Annotated in this window: 16 protein-coding genes; 4 read left to right on the top strand and 12 right to left on the bottom strand. The window is 65.9% G+C overall.

Annotated elements, in window-relative coordinates:
- Nucleotides 1-84: 84 nt before the first annotated feature.
- The 7 genes from tssI to SB786_RS16085 all read right to left on the bottom strand — a co-directional run bounded on the left by tssI (nt 85) and on the right by SB786_RS16085 (nt 13,575).
- On the bottom strand, nt 85-5,856 hold the full coding sequence (gene tssI, locus SB786_RS16115) for a type VI secretion system tip protein TssI/VgrG (protein ID WP_410728307.1): 5,772 nt from the start codon (nt 5,854-5,856) through the stop codon (nt 85-87).
- Nucleotides 5,857-5,926: 70 nt separating this feature from the next.
- The gene (gene tssF, locus SB786_RS16110; RefSeq protein ID WP_410728306.1) at nt 5,927-7,804 is read right to left on the bottom strand and encodes a type VI secretion system baseplate subunit TssF; all 1,878 of its coding nucleotides are present in this window, start codon (nt 7,802-7,804) and stop codon (nt 5,927-5,929) included.
- 371 nt (nt 7,805-8,175) lie between these two features.
- Complete coding sequence (locus SB786_RS16105) at nt 8,176-8,883, bottom strand: phosphorylase (protein WP_105784747.1); 708 nt, start codon at nt 8,881-8,883, stop codon at nt 8,176-8,178.
- Between the two features lie 3 nt (nt 8,884-8,886).
- On the bottom strand, nt 8,887-10,860 hold the full coding sequence (shc, locus tag SB786_RS16100; protein WP_410728305.1) for a squalene--hopene cyclase: 1,974 nt from the start codon (nt 10,858-10,860) through the stop codon (nt 8,887-8,889).
- A 15-nt stretch (nt 10,861-10,875) separates the two neighbouring features.
- Complete coding sequence (hpnE, locus tag SB786_RS16095) at nt 10,876-12,129, bottom strand: hydroxysqualene dehydroxylase HpnE (RefSeq protein WP_410728304.1); 1,254 nt, start codon at nt 12,127-12,129, stop codon at nt 10,876-10,878.
- 4 nt (nt 12,130-12,133) lie between these two features.
- Nucleotides 12,134-12,982, bottom strand: a complete 849-nt coding sequence (gene hpnD, locus SB786_RS16090) for a presqualene diphosphate synthase HpnD (protein WP_006757769.1) — start codon at nt 12,980-12,982, stop codon at nt 12,134-12,136.
- A 260-nt stretch (nt 12,983-13,242) separates the two neighbouring features.
- Nucleotides 13,243-13,575: a hypothetical protein gene (locus SB786_RS16085; RefSeq protein ID WP_410728303.1), complete on the bottom strand. Its 333-nt coding sequence runs from the start codon at nt 13,573-13,575 to the stop codon at nt 13,243-13,245.
- A gap of 218 nt (nt 13,576-13,793) precedes the next feature.
- On the opposite strand from SB786_RS16085, the gene SB786_RS16080 reads away from it, so the two are divergent.
- Nucleotides 13,794-14,678, top strand: a complete 885-nt coding sequence (locus tag SB786_RS16080) for an alpha/beta fold hydrolase (protein ID WP_410728302.1) — start codon at nt 13,794-13,796, stop codon at nt 14,676-14,678.
- Nucleotides 14,679-14,744: 66 nt separating this feature from the next.
- Here the strand turns inward: SB786_RS16080 and SB786_RS16075 are convergent, their stop codons facing one another.
- From SB786_RS16075 to SB786_RS16065, 3 genes are read right to left on the bottom strand one after another with little or no spacing between them, the layout of a single operon-like run.
- On the bottom strand, nt 14,745-15,707 hold the full coding sequence (locus SB786_RS16075; RefSeq protein WP_410728301.1) for a GGDEF domain-containing protein: 963 nt from the start codon (nt 15,705-15,707) through the stop codon (nt 14,745-14,747).
- Nucleotides 15,704-16,330 carry a chemotaxis protein CheC gene (locus SB786_RS16070; RefSeq protein WP_410728300.1) on the bottom strand — a complete coding sequence of 209 codons (627 nt, stop codon included), beginning with the start codon at nt 16,328-16,330 and terminating at the stop codon, nt 15,704-15,706. The genes SB786_RS16075 and SB786_RS16070 overlap by 4 nt, the downstream gene beginning before the upstream one ends.
- Entirely contained in the window at nt 16,323-16,691 is a 369-nt protein-coding gene (locus SB786_RS16065; protein WP_006757764.1) for a response regulator, read from the bottom strand. The genes SB786_RS16070 and SB786_RS16065 overlap by 8 nt, the downstream gene beginning before the upstream one ends.
- 469 nt (nt 16,692-17,160) lie before the next feature.
- Here SB786_RS16065 and SB786_RS16060 point away from each other — a divergent pair, with 469 nt between their 5' ends.
- Nucleotides 17,161-19,401: a response regulator gene (locus SB786_RS16060; protein WP_410728299.1), complete on the top strand. Its 2,241-nt coding sequence runs from the start codon at nt 17,161-17,163 to the stop codon at nt 19,399-19,401.
- 63 nt (nt 19,402-19,464) lie between these two features.
- Here SB786_RS16060 and SB786_RS16055 read toward each other — a convergent pair whose 3' ends face one another.
- Complete coding sequence (locus tag SB786_RS16055) at nt 19,465-20,019, bottom strand: NADPH-dependent FMN reductase (protein WP_410728298.1); 555 nt, start codon at nt 20,017-20,019, stop codon at nt 19,465-19,467.
- A gap of 366 nt (nt 20,020-20,385) precedes the next feature.
- On the opposite strand from SB786_RS16055, the gene SB786_RS16050 reads away from it, so the two are divergent.
- On the top strand, nt 20,386-20,982 hold the full coding sequence (locus SB786_RS16050; protein ID WP_410728297.1) for an RNA polymerase factor sigma-70: 597 nt from the start codon (nt 20,386-20,388) through the stop codon (nt 20,980-20,982).
- Entirely contained in the window at nt 20,963-21,199 is a 237-nt protein-coding gene (locus SB786_RS16045; RefSeq protein ID WP_410728296.1) for a zf-HC2 domain-containing protein, read from the top strand. Before SB786_RS16050 ends, SB786_RS16045 begins: the two co-directional genes overlap by 20 nt.
- Nucleotides 21,200-21,553: 354 nt before the next feature.
- Here the strand turns inward: SB786_RS16045 and arsC are convergent, their stop codons facing one another.
- A complete protein-coding gene (gene arsC, locus SB786_RS16040; protein ID WP_410728426.1) occupies nt 21,554-21,910 on the bottom strand; it encodes an arsenate reductase (glutaredoxin) in 357 nt (118 codons plus the stop codon).
- Between the last annotated feature and the right edge of the window lie 308 nt (nt 21,911-22,218).

Raw genomic sequence — 22,218 nt, 5'->3', positions numbered from 1 at the left:
TTCTTATCGCTCGCGTTAGCATCACAAGTCATTTCCGTCTTGGTATTGCGTCCAGCCTTTGACGAAAGGGCGTCGCGTAGTGCTTCAAAACGAGGCGTCCGTCGGCTTACCGTCCTTACCCATGGTCAGATTTGGCATACCCAATCGACGTACGTTCCCCACCTCCGAAGGCAAACGAGCACCAACGACTCCCGGCGCATTTGGACTATACCGGCCATATTCATAATACTGAGTCACCCCATTGGCATCATATGCAAGAACACCGCCGTGACCACCAAGCCAGGTGCTAGTCATACCATCAGCTAATTCAATAGGGTAGTCAGGGAACAATACCGTGCAAGCGGCAAGACCTTCGGGATCCATGAGGCTTGCAGGATCACCTTCCGCGTACGCATAGCTATTCCATCCACCCAACAACCCGATCGGATCCTGATTAACATACCGCCCCACTTCCGGATCGTAGTACCGAAACCGGTTATAGTGCAGCCCCGATTCCCGATCGTAATACTGCCCCGGGAATCGTATCGGATTGTCAACGGCATGCGCCAATCGCCGGTTTGTCTGCCCATACGCACTCAAATCCGCCGCCCACACTACCTCGCGCTGTTCGTCGTACAGTTCCTGCGGCGTCCCCAGGTGATCCGTCACGTAGTGCCATGCCTGCCCATCCGCCAGCCGCGTCAACGGCCCTTCATGATCCGGATGCGGCACATACGTCACCGCCCAATCCTCATGCGACGTGCGCCCGGTCCGCACCTCCTGCATCATCCAGTCGCCGTCCCACATGAACAGCGTCGTCTGCCGTGCGCCGCCTACCGGCGTGTGATGCTTCGCCACCCGCCGCCCGAGCGCGTCATATTCGTACTCGGACCTCGCACCGTCCGCGTGTTCGATCGCGACGAGTTGATGGCTGCCGTCGTACCGATACCGCGTTACATCCGGCGCTTCTGTCGGCTCTTCATACTTCGGCGTGCCCGTCAGCACTTCCATCACGCGCAGCAGGTTGTCCGCCCCCCGCTGGCTACGCTGCTCCGCCGCCGTCAATTCCGGCTGCGGGGGCAACGGCACCGTCCGCGCGATGCGGTTGCCGTGTCCGTCGTACGTAAAATCCACCGGGCGATCCGGCCTGGCCTGCGGCGCAAACCGGAGCAAGCGATCCCCGCTCGCCTTCCACGCCTGTATGCCGTTCAGGCTGGGCGCAGCACCCAGCAGATTCCCCGCCGGATCGTAATGAAACGCCTCCGCGCCGCTGGCCGCCGTCACCTGCGTCAACCGCGACAGCGCGTCGTACCGATACGTCTTCTTGTCCCGCCACGCATCGTCCAGCGCCGTGAGCTGACCGGCCGCGTCGTACTGCCACGCCCGCCACGGCCGCGGCCTCTCCAGCGAACGCCCGCGTTCGTCGAGGTTCTGCCAACGATGCGCGGCCAGCAAGCCGTTCGCGCCATACCCGAAGTGGTGTAACGCGGGACCCTGCGTGCGCTGAGTCTCCCGATGCAGCTCATCCCGCTCGAAACTCGCCAGCGGATGGTCGTCCAGCAAGATGCCGTGCACATGCCCCGACCCGTAGCGCTGCCATACCAGCGAACCGATTTCCGGCACGCTCGTCCACGCCCGATTCCCGATTTCATCGACCCCGTGCACCAGCCGCCAGACGCGTCCATGATGCGCCTGCACCTCGGCCGTGCGGCGCCCTGCGCCATCGTATTCGTACGTCACCTGCACCGGCGCACGCCCCGGCGAAACGGCCTGCGCCTGCGTGAGCAGCCCGCGTGCGTCGTACCGATAGCTGGCCTGACTCCCGTCGCTCGAACGACGCTCCACCGGGCGGCCGAGTACGTCGTACGTCACGTGCGTGGTGATCTGCCCGTCCTGACCATGATCGATGCGCTCGACCAGTTCCCCCGCCGCGTTGTATCGATAGCTTTGCCGACGGCCGTCGAAGCCGGTCTGTTCGATCAACCGGTTTCGGCTGTCGTAACGGAACGTCGTCGCTTCCCGGCTCGCATTGGTCAGCCGCGTCAAACGGCCAACCGCGTCATACCGGAACTGTTGCGTGCCGTCCGCCGGATCGACGATTTGCGTTCGCTGCCCGTAGCCATCCCAGTCCACGCGCGTCACGCGCTTGAGCGGATCCGTATGCGCGACTGCCCGGCCCGCGGCGTCGTATTCGACCTTCCACCAGCCCATGCCCGCCGGCTGCACCGCCGTCACGCGCGCGGACAGGCTGCCGCTGTGGCGGCTGACCTGGCCCAACGCGTCCGTGGTCTCGGTCAACTGGCCGAATGGATCGTACTGGTAGGTGGTCGTCTGCCCCGAGCAATCGGTACGCGCCACGAGTTGGCCCGCGTCGTCCCACTGCATCTTCGTCACGTTGCCCAGTGCATCGGTGCGGGCAACCGGCAAGCCGTTCTCGTACGCGTACGTTGTCACATGACCGAGCGGATCGGTTTCGCTCGTCAGGTGGCCCTGCGCATCGTAGCGGCGCTGCCAGACCTGCCCGGCAGGGTCGGTGATCTGCTCCGGCAGGTTCTGGTCGTTATAGCTGATCCGCGTGACCTGCCCCGCCGGATCGATGATCGACGTCGGATTACCCCGCGCATCGTTCACCATCCGCGTCGTGCGGCCCAAGCCATCCGTGTAGCCCGCCACGCTGCCCGTCTCGTCGAAATGCGTCTGCTCGACGCTGCCGTCCGGATGCACGACCTTCTCGACCGCCCACAAACCGTTGTAGTGGTACTCGGTCGTCTGCCCCAAGCCATCCGTCACCCGTGTCGCGCGCAGCGACGGCAGATAGCCGAAACGCGTCTCGCGCGTGACGACCCGTTGCCCATCGGCGTTTTCGGTATAGGCGTAGGTGCGCAGGCAATACGCGTTCGGCGTGTCGTCGCTCCACTCCGATACGTGCGTCGCGCCCGCCGGCGTGCGGTAGGTCGTCAGCAGATGGGTGTCGTAGCCGTAGCGCCAGGTCAGGTTCTCGCGATCGGTCGCCTCGATCAGGTCGCCGTGCGCGTCGTAGACGTAGCTCGCCAGCGGTGACGGCTGATTCCCGAAGCCCTGGTCGAGCAACACGCTCGTGATCCGGCCGGCATCGTCCAGCTCACAGCGCACGGTGTGGCGATTGTTGCGGACCGTTTCCAGCCAGCCCTGTGCCGTATAGCCGAGCGTCAGGCTCTGCCCGTCGCGGGTGCCGATGCGGTGCAATTGCCACCGGGTCTCGTCGGCCGGATGGCGGCCATAGTGTTCTTCGACGCCGTTGCCGAAGCGCAGCACGTAGGTGGCGCCCGAGGTATTGTCGTCACCACGCGCCAGCGTGAGCTTTTCGATCGGATGGAAGTGCGCTTCACCGGGGTTCAGCGCCGGAAACTGCAACTGCCGCCCGTCCGCATCGAAGTAGATCAATCCCGCCGAACGCGTGCGCACTTCCGTTGCATACGGCAGCTTCCACGCCACGCCCAGGCTGCCGTGGCGCTGGTCCGCGCTGCGGTAGCTCCGGCTCCAGTGAATCGATACCCGGCCCGGCAACGTAAAGTCCGTGTGCGACAGCACTTTCTGCCCCGTCGCGATATCGACCGGGTTCGCGCTGACGGTCTTCTTCGCGCACTCCGCGCAATCGGCTTCGGTCACCGGCGCAAGGCCGCCCGCATCGCCATTCGTCATGCTGATCGTCGGCGCTTGCAGGTAAATGGCCGTGCCTTTCAGGTGAATACCCGACTCGTCGATCGTCACCGTTCCGCCCGGGCCCGTCAGTTGTGCTTGCTTCGCCCCCGACAGACTGCTTTCACCCGTGTCCGCGATGCGCAACTGGTTTGCGTTCGAGCTCGACACCGGCGCGGGCAGTTGCGGCGCGAAGTCGGGCGACGGCTCGATCGGATTCGCCTGATCGGCGCTCACCGCGTCGCCCACCGCCTTGCCGCGCACGGTCACCGTGTAGGTGTGCCCCACATCCGCCGTCCAGTCCTGCACGACGCGGTCGGTCCGGCTCTGCCCCACCGTGCTGGCCATGTGCAGCCCGACGTTCCGCAGGTACAGCCCGCCGACGTTGACGTTGTACGCCATCCCGACGTTGAGCATCGCGCCCATGCCAACGCTCTTCACCGACGCGAGCGTCACCGTCTCGTATTTGTAGCCGCCGGTCGACAGTGTCCAGTGACGCCCGATCTGATCGGTTTCATCGTGGCCGATTCGCTTCGTGCGGTCATGCCCGACCGTGTGCGTTTCGTCGGCTTCGATCACCGCATCCAGATTGCGCTCGGCCTGGATCCACACCTGCTCCGCACCTTTCTTGTCCTCGAAACGGATCGCATTGGCGTTGCCGTATCCGCCGCCTTTGGTCGAGCGCGTCAGAATCCCGCTTTGCGTCGCGTGGGCCGGCAACGTCCACGGCGGCATCGTCATCGCGTTGTAGACGCGCCCCGTCACGATCGGGCGATCCGGATCGCCGTTCTCGAAATCGACGATGACCTCGGTGCCCACCCGCGGAACATGAATGCCGCCGAAGTTGCTGCCCGCCCACGGATACGACACCCGTACCCAGCAGGACGAATTCTGGTCTTTTACCCCGGAGCGGTCCCAATGGAACTTGAGCGTCACCTCGCCGTTCTTGTTGGTCCAGATTTCCGCGCCCGCCGGGCCCGTCACGATCGCCGTTTGCGGGCCGCGCGTGCGGGGCTTCCTGATGGTGCGCGGCGGACGAAATACCGTCGTTGATGGCTGGACCATGAACGTGCTGCGAATCGCGTAGGCGGAGAAGCCGGTCGTCTCGCCGGTTTCCTTCGCGTCCAGTTCCGACGCGATCACCAGATATTCGCGGTTGGCGCTCGCTATCGGATGGCCGGCCAGCTCGAACGTCGTGCCGCACACCACGTTGCGCAGGTTGCCCTCGCCTTTCGCCCGCTCCCCCTGCGCGTGGATCTCTTCCATTCGCACTTGCGCGAATGCGTGGCCGTCCTCCGTTTCCGTAAAGTCGCCCGGCCATTCGTAACGTTCGAGCTGGTTGTGCGCGGTCTCGCGCGGCAGGCTGTTCTGCGTGGTCAGCGTCGCGCCCGGCTTCTCGAAGTCGAAATCGTCGGTGGTCCACACGCCCGACTGCAGGCGCTGCGTCGCTTCGAAGCGCTCGACGTGCTCCCGGTCGATCTTGTGGCCCGGCGGGTAGTACGCGAGTGTCTGGTACGCGACGCTTTCCACGGGCCGATATGCGCCCGGACCGTCGACCAGCACCAACCGGTGCACGCCTTGCGAATGTTCGAAGAACCACGCGATGCCGTGCTCCTCCATCAGCCGCTGGGCAAACGCGAAATCCGACTCGCCGTACTGGACTTGATAGCGCAGTGGTTGGTACGTGCGGCCCACCCGCATCTCGAACGAGTACAGGTACGGGCCGAATACCTCGCGCAGAATGTCCAGCACGCTCTTGCGCTGGAAGATGCGGTAGTCGGTGCGCTCGCGCGCCAGCGCGAACCAGGGTTCCAGCACGACCCGGTAACGCGACTGGCGATTGAGCTGATCCACGTAGCTCGCCGCCGTCACGATGCCGCTGATTTCTCGGGTGCCGGCGCCCAGATTGGCGGCGCCCGTTTGGCCGATCCTTCCCGCGGCAAAGCTGCCCATGCCGTCCAACTGGATCGTAACCGTCAACTCCTTGCCGAGCATCGCTTTCAGATCGAGGTTGGCCAGCAGGTCGACCGGCAGCAGCGGATCGGCCGGGGTCGTCAGCCACACTTCGTATGCGTACAGCGTGGACAGTTGTTCGGTGCCCCGGATCGCGCTCAGGTGCAACACCGACGCAATGCCTTCCAGTTCGGGCAGCGCCGGACCGCTGACGGAAACCGTCCGGTTCGTCTTGAAATTCAACATGCGTGCTGGCCCTCGTGCGCTTGAATGTTGTTCTGTGTCGCCGACTGCATGAACCGCTTTCCTCCGTGAGTCAGGCTGCGCTGCGCGTCCCCGTTCGAACCGGCCAGCGCATCAACTCGCCGCGCTGTGGCGAGCGCAATACGACCTGAGTAAAAGAATGTGTCGAAACGTGACGCGCGACGTAATGCTCGAGGATCAACCCGAACAGATAAGGGCTCACGCCATCAAAGCCAGCTTCATCCACCGTCAGCACGCACTCGATGCCTCGCCCGAATCGCAACTGGCTTTGCCCGGGGAGTTTCCTCGTCACGGGGTTCGTATCGACACGGATGAGGCTGTCTATCTGGCGGCGGTAGCGCGTATCGTCGGCGGCACCGAATAACGCCAGGACATCGCGCAGTCCACTCCCATCCTGTGCGTCCAACATGCCGAAACCGGGATTCAATTGTCTGATCAGCCGCCACGCCGCCTCGCCCTGTGCCAGCGGGGCGCGCGAGAGACTCGGGGCACGGATCAAACCCGTGCTTCTTATCGGCGCACTGATTGCGACGGTCAGATCCCTCGCGCCATCGGGTGCCAACAAGCTCGGCAGATCGCCGTTCGTCAGCCAGGCGTCGACTGACAGATATTTCATGGCCTGTGGATAGGGCCGCTCATCCTGGTCGACCAACGATACGAAAACATCGGTACCCGCGGACGTGGCACGTGCCCCGTAGCGGCGATGCGACGCTTTTGTCATTCGATGTTCGCGGCGAGTCGTGAAGTAGCGTCCTTGACGGGACTCATCGTTCGTCAGCGCTCGATGCAGCGGCCTGAACTCAAGCGACGCCGCGCCTTTGCTCACAAATCCATGCAACGCTTCCACCGCGAACACCTCATAGTCCGCGCCGTTCTGCTTGTCGGGTTGCAACAGAATCTCGCTACCTGTATGCGGTATTTCCGCGGGATCGGCTTTGCGGCGAAACAGGTTGATGACGGGTGTACAGAAGAGCGCGAATCGGGACGCGTCGACATGCTCGACCAATGCGCTATCGAAACGATCCAGCAACACGACGACTTCGGCCTCGCGATCGGTCACGTGTCGCAATCCGGCATTCAGACCGGTCAGCGTGAAAAACCAGAAACGCGCGGGACACGCCGCATATTCGTGCAACAGGTTGTGGCCGTGAAACTTGGGCCAATCCAGCGGCAGCAAGCACTCGTCGGCAGCCATTCCTGCATAGTCGACCGCTCGATCGGAGACCATCCCCAATGGTTGCCGTGCATCGCCGAACCGGTTAGGCACTCCTGTCACGGAAGCCACAGCACCGGCATGAATCAACTCGAACAGTCGCGACGCGACGTGCTCATCGCCGGCCAAATAGACGGGCAGTCGATCCAAGCCGCGCAACTCCTCGAATCGTGCTTCGCCCGTGGTACGGAACCTGATTCGCAACGCGCCGCGAATCGGCTTTTCTGCTCGACTATAGCGCTCCACCGATGGAATATCAGGCGGAACCCCGGTCAACCTCGCAGAAACAATCTCCAACGGATACACCGTCACATCCAGACCGCTACGAAACGTGCAGGACGTGCGCTCGCCGTCCGGCACGCGGCTCGCGAACGCCGTGCCACGCGGCACGCAAAAACCCTCGAGCAGGTTGCCCTCCTGCTCGTCGGGAAACAGGCGAGCTACCGCGATCGAAGGTGTCGGGGCAACGTAGTTCGGATAAACAGTCTCAAGAAGCCGGCCGGTGAACAGCGGGAATTCGGCATCCAGCTGCAATTGCAGCCGAGCCGTTGTAAAACTCGCGGCCTGCACCAGACGCTCCACGAAAGGGTCGCCGATCTCACCTGCATGCATGCCAAGCCTGCGTGCAATTTTTGGATGCGCGTGGGCGAACTCCTCCATCAGCTCCTTGAAATAGAGCAATTCACGGTTGTACGCATCTAGGAGATGAGGGTTCATGAAGAGAGAGAATTCTGAATTCCGTACAAGACCTCCGACAGACTCGCTGTCGGCAATGCATTGAATGTAGCCTCAAAGGCCGTCTCAAAAAATACCTGACAGAACTGATAGGCTGGATGCGCATGCCTTGGGCTGCGAGCTACTTTTGAGATATGAGTGGTTGTCCTTATCATCTACAACAAGATCCACCGCTGAAATTCAATGTCGGCGTTCCTTGCCTGGAGATCGCACGGATCTCATTCCCCAGACCGTCGTGCTAATTGCGCCGGTCTCGAATGGACGAAGCGCGCTGCATCATGCAGCGCACATTTTGCGCATACGCAAAATGAAAAAAGAAGGGGAGCAGAAAAGCAGAAAGCCGCGAACGCCGCTCAGACGATCCGCATCGCGCCCGCACGCTCGAATGCGTGCCGCGCCTGGATCAGCGTCGTGCGCGCCGCGCGCGCGTCGCCCGCGACCTGCAGCAGCGGGCCGAGCTGCGACGGCTGCTTCAGCAGTTCGCGCAGGATCGGCAGGATCGCGGTGCTGCCGTCGTCGCGCAGGCCGGCCGTCGCCGCGCGCGGCAGCGTGCGCCACGCCGGGTCGACGATCGCGCGGCACACCGCGAACGGCACGCCGCGCGACGCCGCGAACGCCGCGGCGATATGCGACTCCATGTCGACGGCGAGCGCGCCCTTCGCGCGATGCAGCGAGGTCTTTTCCTGCTCGCTGACCACCGGCGCGCCGACCGCCGCCATCGTGCCGCGCGTGACGCGCGCCCACACCGGCGTGTCGTGCAGCGCGGCGACGAGCCGCGCGCTCCAGGCCGGATCGGTCTGCACGCGGCCGAACGGCCCGTCGATCGCGTCCGCGATCACGAGCGCGCCGGGCGCGAGGTCGGGCGCAAGCCCGCCCGCCGTGCCGAAGCTCACGATGCCCGCGCAACCGCGCGCGGTCGCCTCGGCCAGCGCACGCTCGAGCCGGTCGGCGCGCGCGGCGAACACGGCCTCGACGCCGTGACCGCGTGCGATGCGTGCCTCGAACGCCATCCCCGTGACGGCGATGACGGGCAACGTGCCGTTGTGCTGCGTCGGCGCCACGCGTTACAGCCCGAACGTCACGTGCGTGGCGTTGTCGCGCTTCAGGTTGCGATAGCGCGCGAGCGCCCACAGCGGGAAGAACTTGCGATAGCCGTGGTAGCGCAGGTAGAACACGCGCGGAAAGCCCGTCGCCGTGAAGCGCGTCTCGTCCCACAGCCCGTGTTCCTTCTGCTCGGCGATCAGGTATTCGACGCCGCGCGCGACGGCCGGGTTGTTCACCTCGCCGGCCGCCATCAGGCCGAGCAGCGCCCAGGCCGTTTGCGACGCGGTGCTCGGCGCCTGCTCGAAGCCACGATAGTTCAGCTTGTAGCTGTCGCCGTCCTCGCCCCAGCCGCCGTCCTTGTTCTGGATCGACAGCAGCCACTGCGCGCCGCGCTTCACGCGCGGATCGTCCGGCGTCAGGCCCGCGGCGTTCAACGCGCACAGCGCCGTCCACGTGCCGTACACGTAGTTCATCCCCCAGCGGCCGTACCAGCTGCCGTCCGGCTCCTGCTCCTTCAGCATGTAGTCGAGCGCGCGGCGCGCCGGCTCGCTGTTCAGCGGCGTCTCGCCGAGCTGCGCCAGCATCGACAGGCAGCGCCCCGACACGTCGGCCGTCGGCGGATCGAGCAACGCGCCGTGATCCGAGAACGGAATGTTGTTCAGGTAGTACTGCGTGTTTTCCGGTTCGAACGCACCCCAGCCGCCGTCGCTGCTCTGCATCCCGACGACCCACTCGCGCGCACGCGCGATCGAATCGCGAAACGCGTCGTTGTGCTTGAGTTTCTGTACGCGATCCATCGCCACCGCGACCACCGCCGTGTCGTCGACGTCCGGGTAGTGCGCGTTCGCGTACTGGAACGCCCAGCCGCCGGGCCGCACGTTTGGGCGACGCGAGATCCAGTCGCCGCGCACGTCGAGGATTTGCAGCGGGCGCAGCCATTCGAGGCCGCGGATCACGGCCGCCTCGGCGCGCGCATCGCCGGTCTCGAGCAGCGCGTGCGCGGCGAGCGACGTGTCCCACACCGGCGACAGGCACGGCTGGCAGTACGCTTCGTCCTCGTGCACGACGAGCAGCTTCTCGATCGACTTGCGCGCGATCGCGCGGTTCGGATGATCTTCCGCATAGCCGAGCACGTCGTACATCATCACCGCGTTGGCCATCGCCGGATAGATCGCGCCGAGGCCGTCCTCCCCGTTCAGGCGCTCGTCGACGAACGACACGGCCTGACGGATCGCGCGTTCGCGCGTGTAGCTCGGGAACAGGCCGTCGGCCGCGCGCAGCGCATGGTCGACCACGCGGAAGAACGCGAACCAGCCGGGGCTCTGGTGGCCCTGGCGCGGCAGCAGCCCGGCGTTGACGGGCGGGTCGACGAACAGCTCGTCGATGCGCACGCCGCGCGGGTTCTTCGCGATCGGACGCTTCGCGTTGAGCACCAGCAGCGGCACGATCACGGTACGCGCCCAGTACGACACCTTCGACAGGTGGAACGGGAACCACTGCGGCAGCAGCATGATCTCGACCGGCATCATCGGCACCGCGCGCCACGGAATCGCACCGTACAACGCGAGCTGGATCCGCGTGAACACGTTCGACATCTCGGCGCCGCCCATCGCGTGGATCGCACGGCGCGCGCGCTGCATGTGCTCGGCGTTCTCGTCGTCGCCGATCACCTTCAGCGCGAAATACGCCTTCACGCTCGCGCTGATGTTCGGCGCGCCGTCGGTGAACAGCGGCCAGCCGCCATCGGCTTGCTGAACGCGGCGCAGATAGCGGCCGATCTTCTGTTCGAGCTCGAGGTTCGGCGTCTCGCCGAGATAGTGGACGAGCAGCACGTATTCCGCGGGAATCGTCGAGTCGGCCTCGAGTTCGTAGACCCAGTGTCCGTCCGCGTTCTGTGCGGCCAGCAGCGCGTCGGTCGCGCTGGCGACGGCGGCGTCGAGCCCGGCCGGCACGGTGCCGGCGGACAGGGTAGCCATTTCGGTGAGATCGTTCATCGGTCCCTCTGTTACTTACTGTGTCTGGAGCACGTCCGCGGCCAGTTGGCCGGAACGGATCGCGCCCTCGATCGTGGCGGGCAAACCGGTGGCAATCCAGTCGCCCGCCAGCACGAGATTCGTCCAGCGCGTACGCGCGGCCGGACGTTTCATTTCCTGCGACGGCACCGCCGCAAAGCCCGCGCGGGGCTCGACGACGAGCTGCCACGCGGGAATCGTTTCCGGGTTCGCGCCGCTCACGCGTGCAACGTCGTCCCAGATGCGCCGCGCGAGCGCGTCGCGCGGCATGTCGAGCCAGCGGCCCGCGTCCCGGATCGTCGCCGCGAGCATGCCGCCGCCGGAGCGCACCGCGTCGACGACGCCGTTGACGACGGTCGTCTGCGGCGAGCCGCCAGCCGGTGTGTCGACCGCGAAGTACGCGGTCACGACCGCGCTGAACGTGTCGGGCGCGGTGAGATCCGGGACGAGCGGCTGCGCGACCTCGGGCGGCACGGCGAGCACGATCGCGTCGCCCGGCGCGAGATCCACGCGCTCGCCACCGACCGTGACCGCATCGACCGCGTTGCCGTGCGCGCCGAATTCGAACGCGTCGAGCCGCGAGTTCAGCCGGATCTGCGCGCCGCCGTGCTGCAGCATCCGCAGCGCCGGCTCGACGAACGCGCTGCCGAGCCCGTGGCGCGCGACGAGCGGCCGACAGCCCGGTCCGCCCGCGGCAAACGTGTCGCACAGCACCGCGCGCGCGAGCTCGGCGCTCGCGTGGCGCGGCTCGACGTTCAGCACCCCGAGGAAATAGGGGCGCAGCCAACGATCCCACAACACGCCGTCGCATCGCATCGTCTGTGCGAGCGAGCGGCCGGTGCGCGCGAACGCGAGCGAGGCCAGCGCGAGGTAGTCGAGCGGCGTGGTGCCCGGCGCGCGCGACGCGGCGTCGAACAGCCACGACGGCCAGCGCCCGTTGCCGAAGCGCAGCGTCCAGCGCTGCTGCGACGCGACGTCGGCCACCGGACATTCAGGCAGCGCGGGCCCCGTGAGCTGATCGGCCGCGCCGATCGCACGCAGGTAGCGCTGCGTCGCGGGCTGCCCCGCGAACACCTGATGCAGCCCGCTGTCGAGCGTCGTGTTCAGCGTTCCGTCGAACCACGAGCGGCAGCGGCCGCCCGCGTGCGCATGCGCGTCGTGCAGCACGATGCGCCGCCCGCGACGTTGCAGCTCGACGGCGGCCGACAGGCCCGCGAGTCCTGCACCGATCACGTGGACGGTTCTGGGCATCGGCTCAGAACAGCGCGTAACGCGCGGCGATCATCAGCATGCGCGCCTTCGGCTTGCGCAGCGGCGCGCGCGGAGCGGCGAAGCCGCGCGCGATCGCGGCCTCGAGAATGCAGCGATACGCGCCCGACATGATGCGCGGCGCCTTCACCTGCGCACGCGTGCAGGTATCCATCACGGCGTCCGCCGCACGGAAATGCTCGAGCGCGCGCTCGACGAGCGTCGCGCAGACGCGCGGCAGCGCCGGGTCGCGCACGATCGTCGCCGGATCGGTGATCGCGATGCCTTCGCGCGCGAGCAGCTCGCGCGGCAGATAGCAGCGGTTGATCGCCGCATCGTCGTCGATGTCGCGCAGGATGTTCGTCAGCTGCAATGCGCGGCCGAGGTGGTGCGACAGCTCGATGCCTTCCGCTTCCGGGATCCCGAAAATCCTCACCGACAGACGGCCGGCCGCGCTCGCCACGCGATCGCAAAACAGGTCGAGCGTCGGTTCGTCCGGCGCGCAGATGTCTTCGGCGGCGTCCATCGCCATTCCGTCGATCATCGCGTGGAAATCCTCGCGCTTCAGGTCGAACGCGCGGATCTCGCGTTCGAGCGCGACCAGATGGCGCGGCGGCTGGCCGGCGAAGCATGCGTCGATGTCCGCGCGCCAGCGATCGAGGCCCGCGTTGCGCTCGGCGCGCGGCAGGTCGCTGTCGGCGATGTCGTCGACCGCGCGGCAGAACGCGTAGACCTGGAACATCGCGTCGCGCTGCACCGCCGGCAGGATGCGCATCGCCAAATAGAAAGAACTGCCCGATGTGACGGCAGCGGCGTCGGTTTCTTGTTCGTCCACGACGAGATTGGAAACGGCCAAGACGAGCTCCACGGAGACGCCCACGCGGGGCGATTGAAGAAGCCATGCCCGGCTGGGTTGGTCAGGGCGTCAAATGCGTGCGAGATATGCGAACGATCGACGCAGACAGGCACAAATTACCGGCCGGAAGCCGGAATTGGGCGAAAGTATAGCAATCTTTGAAGTTCGATGGCGGACCCGTGCCGCGCCCGGCGGGCCGCGCAAAGGCCGGCGGGAGCTGGTGCGGCCGGCCCCGGCGGGGAATGGCGTTGCGTCGCCCGTCAGCCGTAGACGATGTCGCGCTGCAGATCGAGCGCGATGAGCCCCATTTCGCGGGTCAGCTGCAGCACCAAACGGCGTTCGAGCCGCGACCCCATGAAGCTCGTCACGCAGCCGTCGGGCTCCGCCGTGAACTGGAAAGACGAGCCGCCGGTGCCGAACCACGCGCCCGGGACGTCGGGCGACTCGTGCCAGTCGAGCTCGTCGAACACGCGGGTGATTCCCGCGCGCACCACGTCGCTCGGGCCGATCGGCGGCGCGATCTCGCCGAGGTCGTCGAGGGAATAGGGACCGGGCTTGTCAGGCCGCCGGTAGAAGAGGTAATCGACGTTCATGGGGCGCCATCGGAAACAAAGCGTCAAATTAGCGCGCTTCGGCGCAAATTCAAATCAGATCGGAACGAAATGTGGCCTGTACGAGACAAAAGGGCTTCGTCCCGACAACCGGCGCGAGCACGCGCACCGTCCGCCCGCGCGTGCCCACCTCGACGCGCGCGGTTTCGGCCACCCGCCTTCGTCTAAGATGAACATCTTTCTCGAAAAAGACGGACACCATGGAGACGAACGTAACCGCCACCGCGCCATCCGACCATCCCGTTTTCGTGCTGGTGCACGGCGCGTGGCACGGTGCGTGGTGCTACGCGCACGTCGCGGCCGCGCTGGCGGCGCGCGGCTACCTGTCGATCGCGCGCGATCTGCCCGCACACGGCATCAACGCCCGCTTTCCCGCATCCTATCTCGAACGGCCGCTCGACAAGGATGCCTTCGGCGCCGAACCGTCGCCGGTCGCGAATACCACGCTCGACGATTACGCGACGCAGGTGATGCAGGCCGTCGACGACGCATACGCGCTGGGCCACGGCAAGGTCGTGCTGGTCGGCCACAGCATGGGCGGGCTCGCGATCACGGCCGCGGCGGAACGCGCGCCGGAGAAGATCGCGAAGATCGTCTATCTCGCCGCGTTCATGCCCGCGTCGGGCGTGCCGGGCCTCGACTACGTGCGCGCGCCCGAGAACAAGGGTGAAATGCTGGCGCCGCTGATGCTCGCGAGCCCGCGCGTCGCCGGCGCGCTGCGGATCGATCCGCGCAGCGGCGATGCCGCGTATCGCGCGCTGGCGAAGCGCGCGCTGTACGACGACGCGCCGCAAGCCGACTTCGAGGCGATGGCGAACCTGATGACCTGCGACGTGCCGGCCGCGCCGTTCGCGACCGCGATCCCGACAACCGCCGCGCGCTGGGGGGCGATCGACCGTCACTACATCAAGTGCCTGGAGGATCGCGTGATCCTCCCGGCGCTGCAGCAGCGCTTCATCGACGAAGCCGACGCGTTCGTGCCCGGCAACCCGACGCACGTGCACCAGCTCGACAGCAGTCATTCGCCGTTCGTGTCGCAGCCGGCCGTGCTGGCGGGCGTGCTCGCGGATATCGCGAAAAGCTGAACGACATGCATCGCCGGCGCCGCGCGGGAGCGGCGGCACGGCGACGCAATGGTCACGCAGCGCTGCTCACGCGTACGCGATCGACCGGTCGCGCCCGAGCCGCTTCGCGCGATAGAGCGCGGTGTCGGCCTCGTTGACGAGCACGTCGAACGCCGTCGCGCCCACCGTCGCGCACGCGCCGCCGACGCTCGCCGTCACCGGCACGCTCACACCTTCCGCGTCGACCGGCGTACTGCCGATCGCGTCGCGCACCTTGTCGGCCACCCGCATCGCCTCGTCGAGATTCGTGCACGGCAGCAGCAGCGCGAATTCCTCGCCGCCGAAGCGGCCGAACGTATCCTGGGAGCGCACGATCGACGCGACGCGGCGCGCCGTCTCGCGCAATACCGCATCGCCGGCCGCATGCCCGAACCGATCGTTGATCGTCTTGAAGTGGTCGAGGTCGAACAGCAGCATCGACAGGTCGCCGCCGTAGCGCTGCCAGCGCGCGAACTCGTCGCCGAGCCGCGCTTCGAAGAAGCGCCGGTTCGCGATGCCGGTGAGGCCGTCGCAATTCGCATGCTCGCGCAGCTTCGCGACCGCTTCCTCGCGCTCGCGCTGCATCACGCTCACGTGCGTGACGTCCGAGATCGTCACGCAGACGGCCTCGACTTCGCGGCCGCGCGTGAGCGGCATGAACGTGCAGTCCTGCTGCATGTAGTCGACGCCGCCGGTGATCGGCCGATCGTGCTCGAAGCGAAACAGGTAGGGCCGCTGCTCCCACGAGCTGAACGCGAAGCTGCCGAGCTGGAACACGCTCTCGAGCTTGCGTTCGAGCCACGCGCGCGGCAGCTCCGGAAAGCAGTCGAACAGGTTGCGGCCGATCACGTCGGCAGCCGGGATGCCGCTGTGGTCCTGCATGAAGCGATTCCACATCAGCACGGTCATCGAGCGGTCGAGCACGAACAGGCCGAAGCCCACCCGTTCGATCACGAGGTCGCTCAGCGACGCGGCGGTCGCGGTGGCGGTGGGGCGGGTAGTAGCGGTCATAGCGCGGACAGCAACGCGTCGAGCGAGTCGGCCATCAGCCGGATCGAATCCTCGGCCATCAGCATCACGAAATGTGCGCGGAACGCGTGATCCTCGAGCCCGAAATTCACTTCGAGCAGCAGCGCGACGTTCCATGCGAGCACGTTCGGCTGGAACACGTCGTCGAACGACACGTTCGCGCCGAGCAGCCCCGGCGGGAAGAACACGGGCTTGCGGCCGAGTTCGTCGAGGATCGACGAGACGCACGCGCTCATCAGCACGTTCGCGACATCGAACACGAGTTCGTCCTGCGTCGCCATGCCGGCATACACGCCGTCGCCGAACGTGCGGTCCATCAGCGACATGAGCCGCGCGACGCCCGCGCTGCGGCACAGCACGATCGCCTCGCCCTTGATGTCGGAGCGGAAGCCCTGGCGCACCGCCGTCACGTTCTCGCGGATGCCCGTCATCTCGCGCAGCGCGTCGCCCGCATCGGCGGCCTTCACGACGCGCACGCGCGGTACCGACAATTCGATGAAATGTCCGAGCAGCAGCGCGAGCCGTGCGGCGGCGCGTCCCATCGCGAGGTTGGCGATCTCCTGCAACGCGTCGCGTTGCTCCGCCGTGAACACCGATTCAGGCATACAACCCATACTCCTTGAGAATGGGCAGCAATGCCTCCGACGTCACGGGCTTGGCAACGAATGCGATCGCGCCCAACTCGCGCACGCGTGCTTGCGCCTGCGGCTGGATATCGGCGGATACCACGATCACGAACGTGTTCATATCTTCGTGGCGCAGTGTCTCCAGCACCTGATAGCCGTTCATGTCGGGCATCGTCAGGTCCAGAAACATCACGGAAGCTTTGCCGTCACGATAGAGCGCCAGCGCCTCGCGACCATTCGCCGCATACGCGACATCGACGTCCCAGTCTCCGGGCAGTGCCTTTGTCAGAAGTTTGCGAGCGAGCAAAGAGTCGTCGGCGATCACGATCGGCAAAGGCATGGCAGCGAAGCGGTATTCGGAATGGTCTCTCTCGCGTTAACGACCGCGCGGCGCGCTTCTTGAGGCGCCATGCAATCAAGCGCTGGCTGCCACCGTGCGGACGCGCGCGGGCGCCGCGGCACGACGCACGCGACACACCGCGCCGCAAACGCCGGCGCGGGCGCATATATCTGTCATAGGGAAAGCAAGGCGCGATTCTCTGAGTAAACCGGAGGCGGTGCAACTCGCCATATTCACCATTTCGAACAAAATCGATCCAATCGGCCGGCATTCCGGAAACAGCCGCGATCATTTTCGAGATAAGCACGCAAAATTTTTCTTTGTGTACGTTTGCGCTGCCGGATTCATAGCGTTTTCAAACTTTCGCCTTACCCCTGTCGGAATCATCAGGTTGCCCCGCTGCGCCGGGTACGGCGCGCGGGTGCAACTCGTTTATGATTGAACACCACAGCTTGACCCGCTCTCTTCAATGACGTCCGAACGTCCCGCCAACTCCCGCCCGCCCGCCTCCACGCCTGCCGACGACTGGCAGGATGGCGGCAGCTATTCGGCCGGCGCGCCCGAGCACGATTTCGCGGTGCGGCGCGTGACGCTGATCGTGCTGCTGGTCGCCGCGATCGTGCTGCCGTGCATCTACGTGTCGGTCATGGCGTACAACGACCTGAAGGCGCGCGAAGCCGCGGCGAGCGACGTGACGATGCGCACCGTGCGTGTCGCCGAGGAGCATGCGCTCAAGGTGTTCGACCTGACCGAGACGCTCGATGCGCGCATCGTCGACCTCGTGCAGGACATGGACGACGCCAGCGTGCGCCGCCAGGAATCCGACATCCACGAAGCGCTGAACACGATCGGCGGCGGCTATCCGCAGGTGGCCGCGGTGTCGATCTTCGGCGCGAGCGGCATGTTGCTCGCGAACAGCCTCTACTATCCGGCGCCCTATGCGTCGATCGCGAACCGCGACGACTTCGCCGGCATTCGCGACGGCAAGGTCATCGAACATATCTCGCGGCTGATGATGGGGCCGCTCAAGCTCGAGAACATCCCCGTGTTCAACACCGGCGTCGCGCGCCGTCATAGCGACGGTTCGTTCGCCGGGATGGTGTCGATCGCGCTGAAATCGTCGTACTTCAATTCGTTCTACCGCGAGCTTCTCGGCGGCGCGGCCACGCCGATGACGATGGCGCTCGCGCGCTCCGATGGCGCGGTGATCGCGTCGTATCCGCCGCCGCCGTCGCTCGCGCACACCGATCTCACGACCACGTTCGGCAACGAACGCAACGATCCACGCGCGGGCATCGTGCGCGTGCGCCACGACGGCGCCACCGAAATCGTCGCGTACCGCCAGGTCGGCAGCTACCCCGTGTACGTGACCTGCGCGTACCGCACGTCGGCGATCCGGCGCGAATGGTACGAACACTTGAGCGTGCTGGTCATCTCGATGTTCGCGCCGTCGATCGCGCTGTGGTCGGTGATCTGGCTGTCGCTGAAGCGGCTGAAGGCGGAAGAGGAGGCCTGGGATCGCTGGCAGGCGGAAGCGTCGATGCGGCGCTCGATCGAATCCGCGTACCGGCAGTCGCGCAAGATGCAGGCGCTCGGCAACCTGGTCGGCAGCGTCGCGCACGATTTCAACAACCTGCTGATGATCATCTCGAGCAACGTGCAGATCGCGCGGCGGCGCGGCGTCCAGCATCTCGACAAGGAATTCGGCGCGATCGAACGCGCGCTGAAGAACGGCCAGTCGCTCACGCGCCAGCTGCTCGGCGTCGCGCGCAAGCAGCCGCTGCACAACGAGACGATCGACATCGGCCAATGGGTTGGCACGTGCCGGGAACTGCTGAAGACGTCGCTCGGTTCGAAGTCGTCGCTGGTCGTCGCGATCGAGCCCGGTGTGTGGCCGATCCGCGTCGATGTCGCCGAGCTCGAACTCGCGGTGATCAATCTCGCCGTCAATGCGCGCGACGCGATGACGATCGGCGGCCGCTTCACGGTCGGCGCGCGCAACGTGACGCTGCGCCGCGAGGATGGCTTTCCGCTGACCGGCGACTTCGTGCAGATCTCGCTCGACGATACGGGCTCGGGCATGGCGCCCGAGGTGCTCGCGCGCGCGTTCGAGCCGCTGTTCACAACGAAGGCGCAGGGGATGGGAACGGGGCTCGGGCTGCCGCAGGTGTTCGCGTTCTGCGAGCGCTCGGGCGGCCTGGCGACGATCGACAGCGCGGTCGGCGCCGGGACGTCGGTGCGCCTCTACCTGCCGCGCGCACGCGTCGAAGACATCGTCGCGCGGCCGCCGGCCGTCGCGCACGACACGAGCGCGCTCGCGGGCCTGCACGTGCTGCTGGTCGAAGACAACAGCGAAGTCGCGGCCGGCACCGAAGCGCTGCTCACGCTGCTCGGGCACCGCGTCACCTATGCGCCCACCGCCGACGACGCGTTGCGCCTCATCGAGGGCGCGGCCGCGAACGACGCGTTCGATCTGGTCATCTCGGACATCCACATGCCGGGCCGCCTGAACGGCATCGATCTCGCCGAAGCGATCGACAAGCGGCCGGGGAAGCTGCCCGTGATCCTGGTCACCGGTTACGCGGAGGAACTCGACCGCACGCGCACCGTCAACGTGCGTGTGCTGTCGAAGCCGTTCGACATCGCGCTGCTCGACGAGATCCTGCTCGGCATCCGCGAAGCGCGCGATGCGCGGCACACCAACACCTGACCCGCGGCACGCGGGCCGGTGCCGGTACCGGCACCGGCACCGGCACCGGGAAGGATATGGCGATCAGGCGGACTTCAGCATGCGCACCCAGTCGACGTAGCGGTCGACGAAGCCCTGCAGGAACTTGCGGGTGTCCTCGCTGACGATCTGGCCTTGGTCGTCGATGCGCGCCGGGTCATGCTTGATGAACATTTCCGGCTGCGCGAGCGTCTTCACGTCGAGATACGCGAGCACGTTGCGCAGGTGCTGCTGCGCGAGCGCGGTGCCAGTCGCACCCGGCGACGTGCCGAGCACGGCGCCCGGCTTGCCGGACCACGAGTTGTGCCCCCACGGGCGCGAGCCCCAGTCGATCGCGTTCTTCAGCACGCCCGGAATCGAGCGGTTGTACTCGGGCGTGACGAACAGCAGCGCGTCGGCCGCTTCGATCGACGCCTTGAAGCGCTTCGCGACTTCCGGAAAATCCGCGTCGTAGTCCTGGCTGTACAGCGGCAGCTCGCCGATCTCGACGAATTCGAACGAGAAATCGGCGGGGGCGATCGAGATCACGGCGTGCGCGAGCGCGCGATTCCAGGAACCGCGACGCAAACTGCCGACGACGACTGCAACACGATAGGACATGGCTTTCTCCTTCCGGTGAGTGGGGAATCGGATCGATTGAATCGAAACAGGCGACAAAGGTCTGTTTATAGGCAAGCCAGCCCGCGAACCGTCCCACGGGGCAGACCGCCCGACTTTCCACAAGGTTTTCCACAGAAATTGTGGATAACTCGACCGTTATGGTCTGATGTTACAAACTGCTCGCATCGCGATTTCGTGCCCCGCGACGCAAGGTTCCGGCAAGCATAGCGCAGCGCGTCGGCCGGCTTCGTGAAATCGTGACGGAACATGCGTTGCAGCACGGCGTCGCGCCCAGTAAGCTGCTCGCAACGCGCCCGCCCGGTGGCGCACGCGATTGCTTCCGCTTCGTAAGGCTCCCGACCTGCCATGCCGTCCGCGTACGACGATCCTCCCTATCTCACGCAACTGCGGCGCGACCTGCTGCGCTTCGCGCGACTCCAGTTGCGCGATGCCGATGCGGCCGAGGATGCCGTGCAGGAAGCGCTGACCGCCGCGTGGTCGCACGCGGGCGAGTTCGCGGGACGATCCGCGCACAAGACCTGGGTGTTCGGGATCCTGCGCAACAAGCTGATCGACATCCTGCGCGCGCGGCAGCGAACGGTGAGCCTGTCCGCGCTCGATGCGGAGCTCGACGGCGAATCCGCGCTCGATCGCGAGCTGTTCAAGGAAAACGGCCACTGGGCCGCGCATACGAAGCCGCGGCCGTGGCCGCGCCCCGAGACGCTATTGCAGCAACAGCAGTTCTGGATGCTGTTCCAAGTCTGTCTCGATCATTTGCCGGAACACATCGGGCGCGTGTTCATGATGCGCGAATTCCTCGATGTCGAGATCAACGATATCTGCACCGAACTGACGTTGACGACGAACCATTGCAGCGTGCTGCTGTATCGGGCGCGCACGCGCCTGCGCACCTGCCTCAGCGAAAAAGGACTGACGACCGAAGATGCTGCCGGGGAAATGTAGGGACGTGACGCGACTGCTGTCGGATGCGCTCGACCGGTCATTGACGCTGCATGAGCGTCTGCAGGTGCGCGTGCATCTGCCGGCTTGCAGCGGATGCCGCGCGTATCGCGGGCAGATCGCGCTGCTGCGGACGGCGGCACATGCGGCGGCGGGGCGGGGTGCCCATGGGGTGGGCGATGATCGGGATGCGGCGTCGTCGGGAGATGGTCGAGGCTGAGTCGGCTGAGTCGGCTGAGTCGGCTGAGTCGGCTGAGTCGGCTGAGTCGGCTGAGTCGGCTGAGTCGGCTGAGTCGATGTCTGTGTCGTTCCGCGGTCATGCGTTGCGGCGGCTGGCGGGGAGGTCCTTGGCGACGTCGATGGGTTAACGCTGGAGGTCGCTCGCGGTCATCGAGTGCGGCACCGCGTGGGGGCGATGCGCTAGAGGTCGGCGGCAGTGGCAGTGTGTGAATTTGGCGAGTCGATCCGGCGCGCTCGGTGATTGTCGCTGCGAGCCGCGGCACACGAATTCAGTCGATCAATCCGGCACGCTCGTGCCGGACTGACACAATAAGAAAAATACGCCGAACAACAATTACTCGAACAGCACACGCACCGACTCGGGCGGCCGGCCGATGGCTGCCTTGCCTCGATACACGACGATCGGACGCTGCAGCAGAATCGGATGGGCGGCAATCGCTTCGTACGCCTCCGCATCGATCAGACTCCCGCGGGCCAGATCCAGCGTCTTGTACGGCTCCTCGCCATCGCGAAGCACGTCGCGCACCGGGCAAGCCAGCTGACGATGCAGCGTTTCCAGTTCCTCGACCGTCGGCGGCGTCTTCAGATATTCGACGACATTCACCGGCGTGCCGGTGGTATTCAGCGCCTCGACCAGCGCGAGCGTCTCGCGGGACTTCGAGCAGCGGGGGTTGTGATAGATCGTGATCATCATTCAGGCCAGCATGGGAGAGGCCCATATTGTAGCCAGTCTGGTTGCGGGTGTTTCGGGGGGGTGTCGGCGCGCGTGAAGAAGGGGGAATTGAATGCTCGGGTGATGTGCAGCACGTCGGTAGTGCCGCGGAGCCCGTGAGCCGTGAGCCGTGAGCCGTGAGCCGTGAGCCGTGAGCCGTGAGCCGTGAGCCGTGAGCCGTGAGCCGTGAGCCGTGAGCCCGTGAGCCCGTGAGCCCTGAGCCCTGAGCCCTGAGCCCTGAGCCCTGAGCCCTGAGCCCTGAGCCCTGAGCCCTGAGCCCTGAGCCC

The organism is Burkholderia sp. SIMBA_062 (genome assembly GCF_046534765.1).
In the GTDB taxonomy this organism is placed as follows: domain Bacteria; phylum Pseudomonadota; class Gammaproteobacteria; order Burkholderiales; family Burkholderiaceae; genus Burkholderia; species Burkholderia ambifaria.
This window is presented reverse-complemented; position numbering and strand designations above follow the sequence as displayed.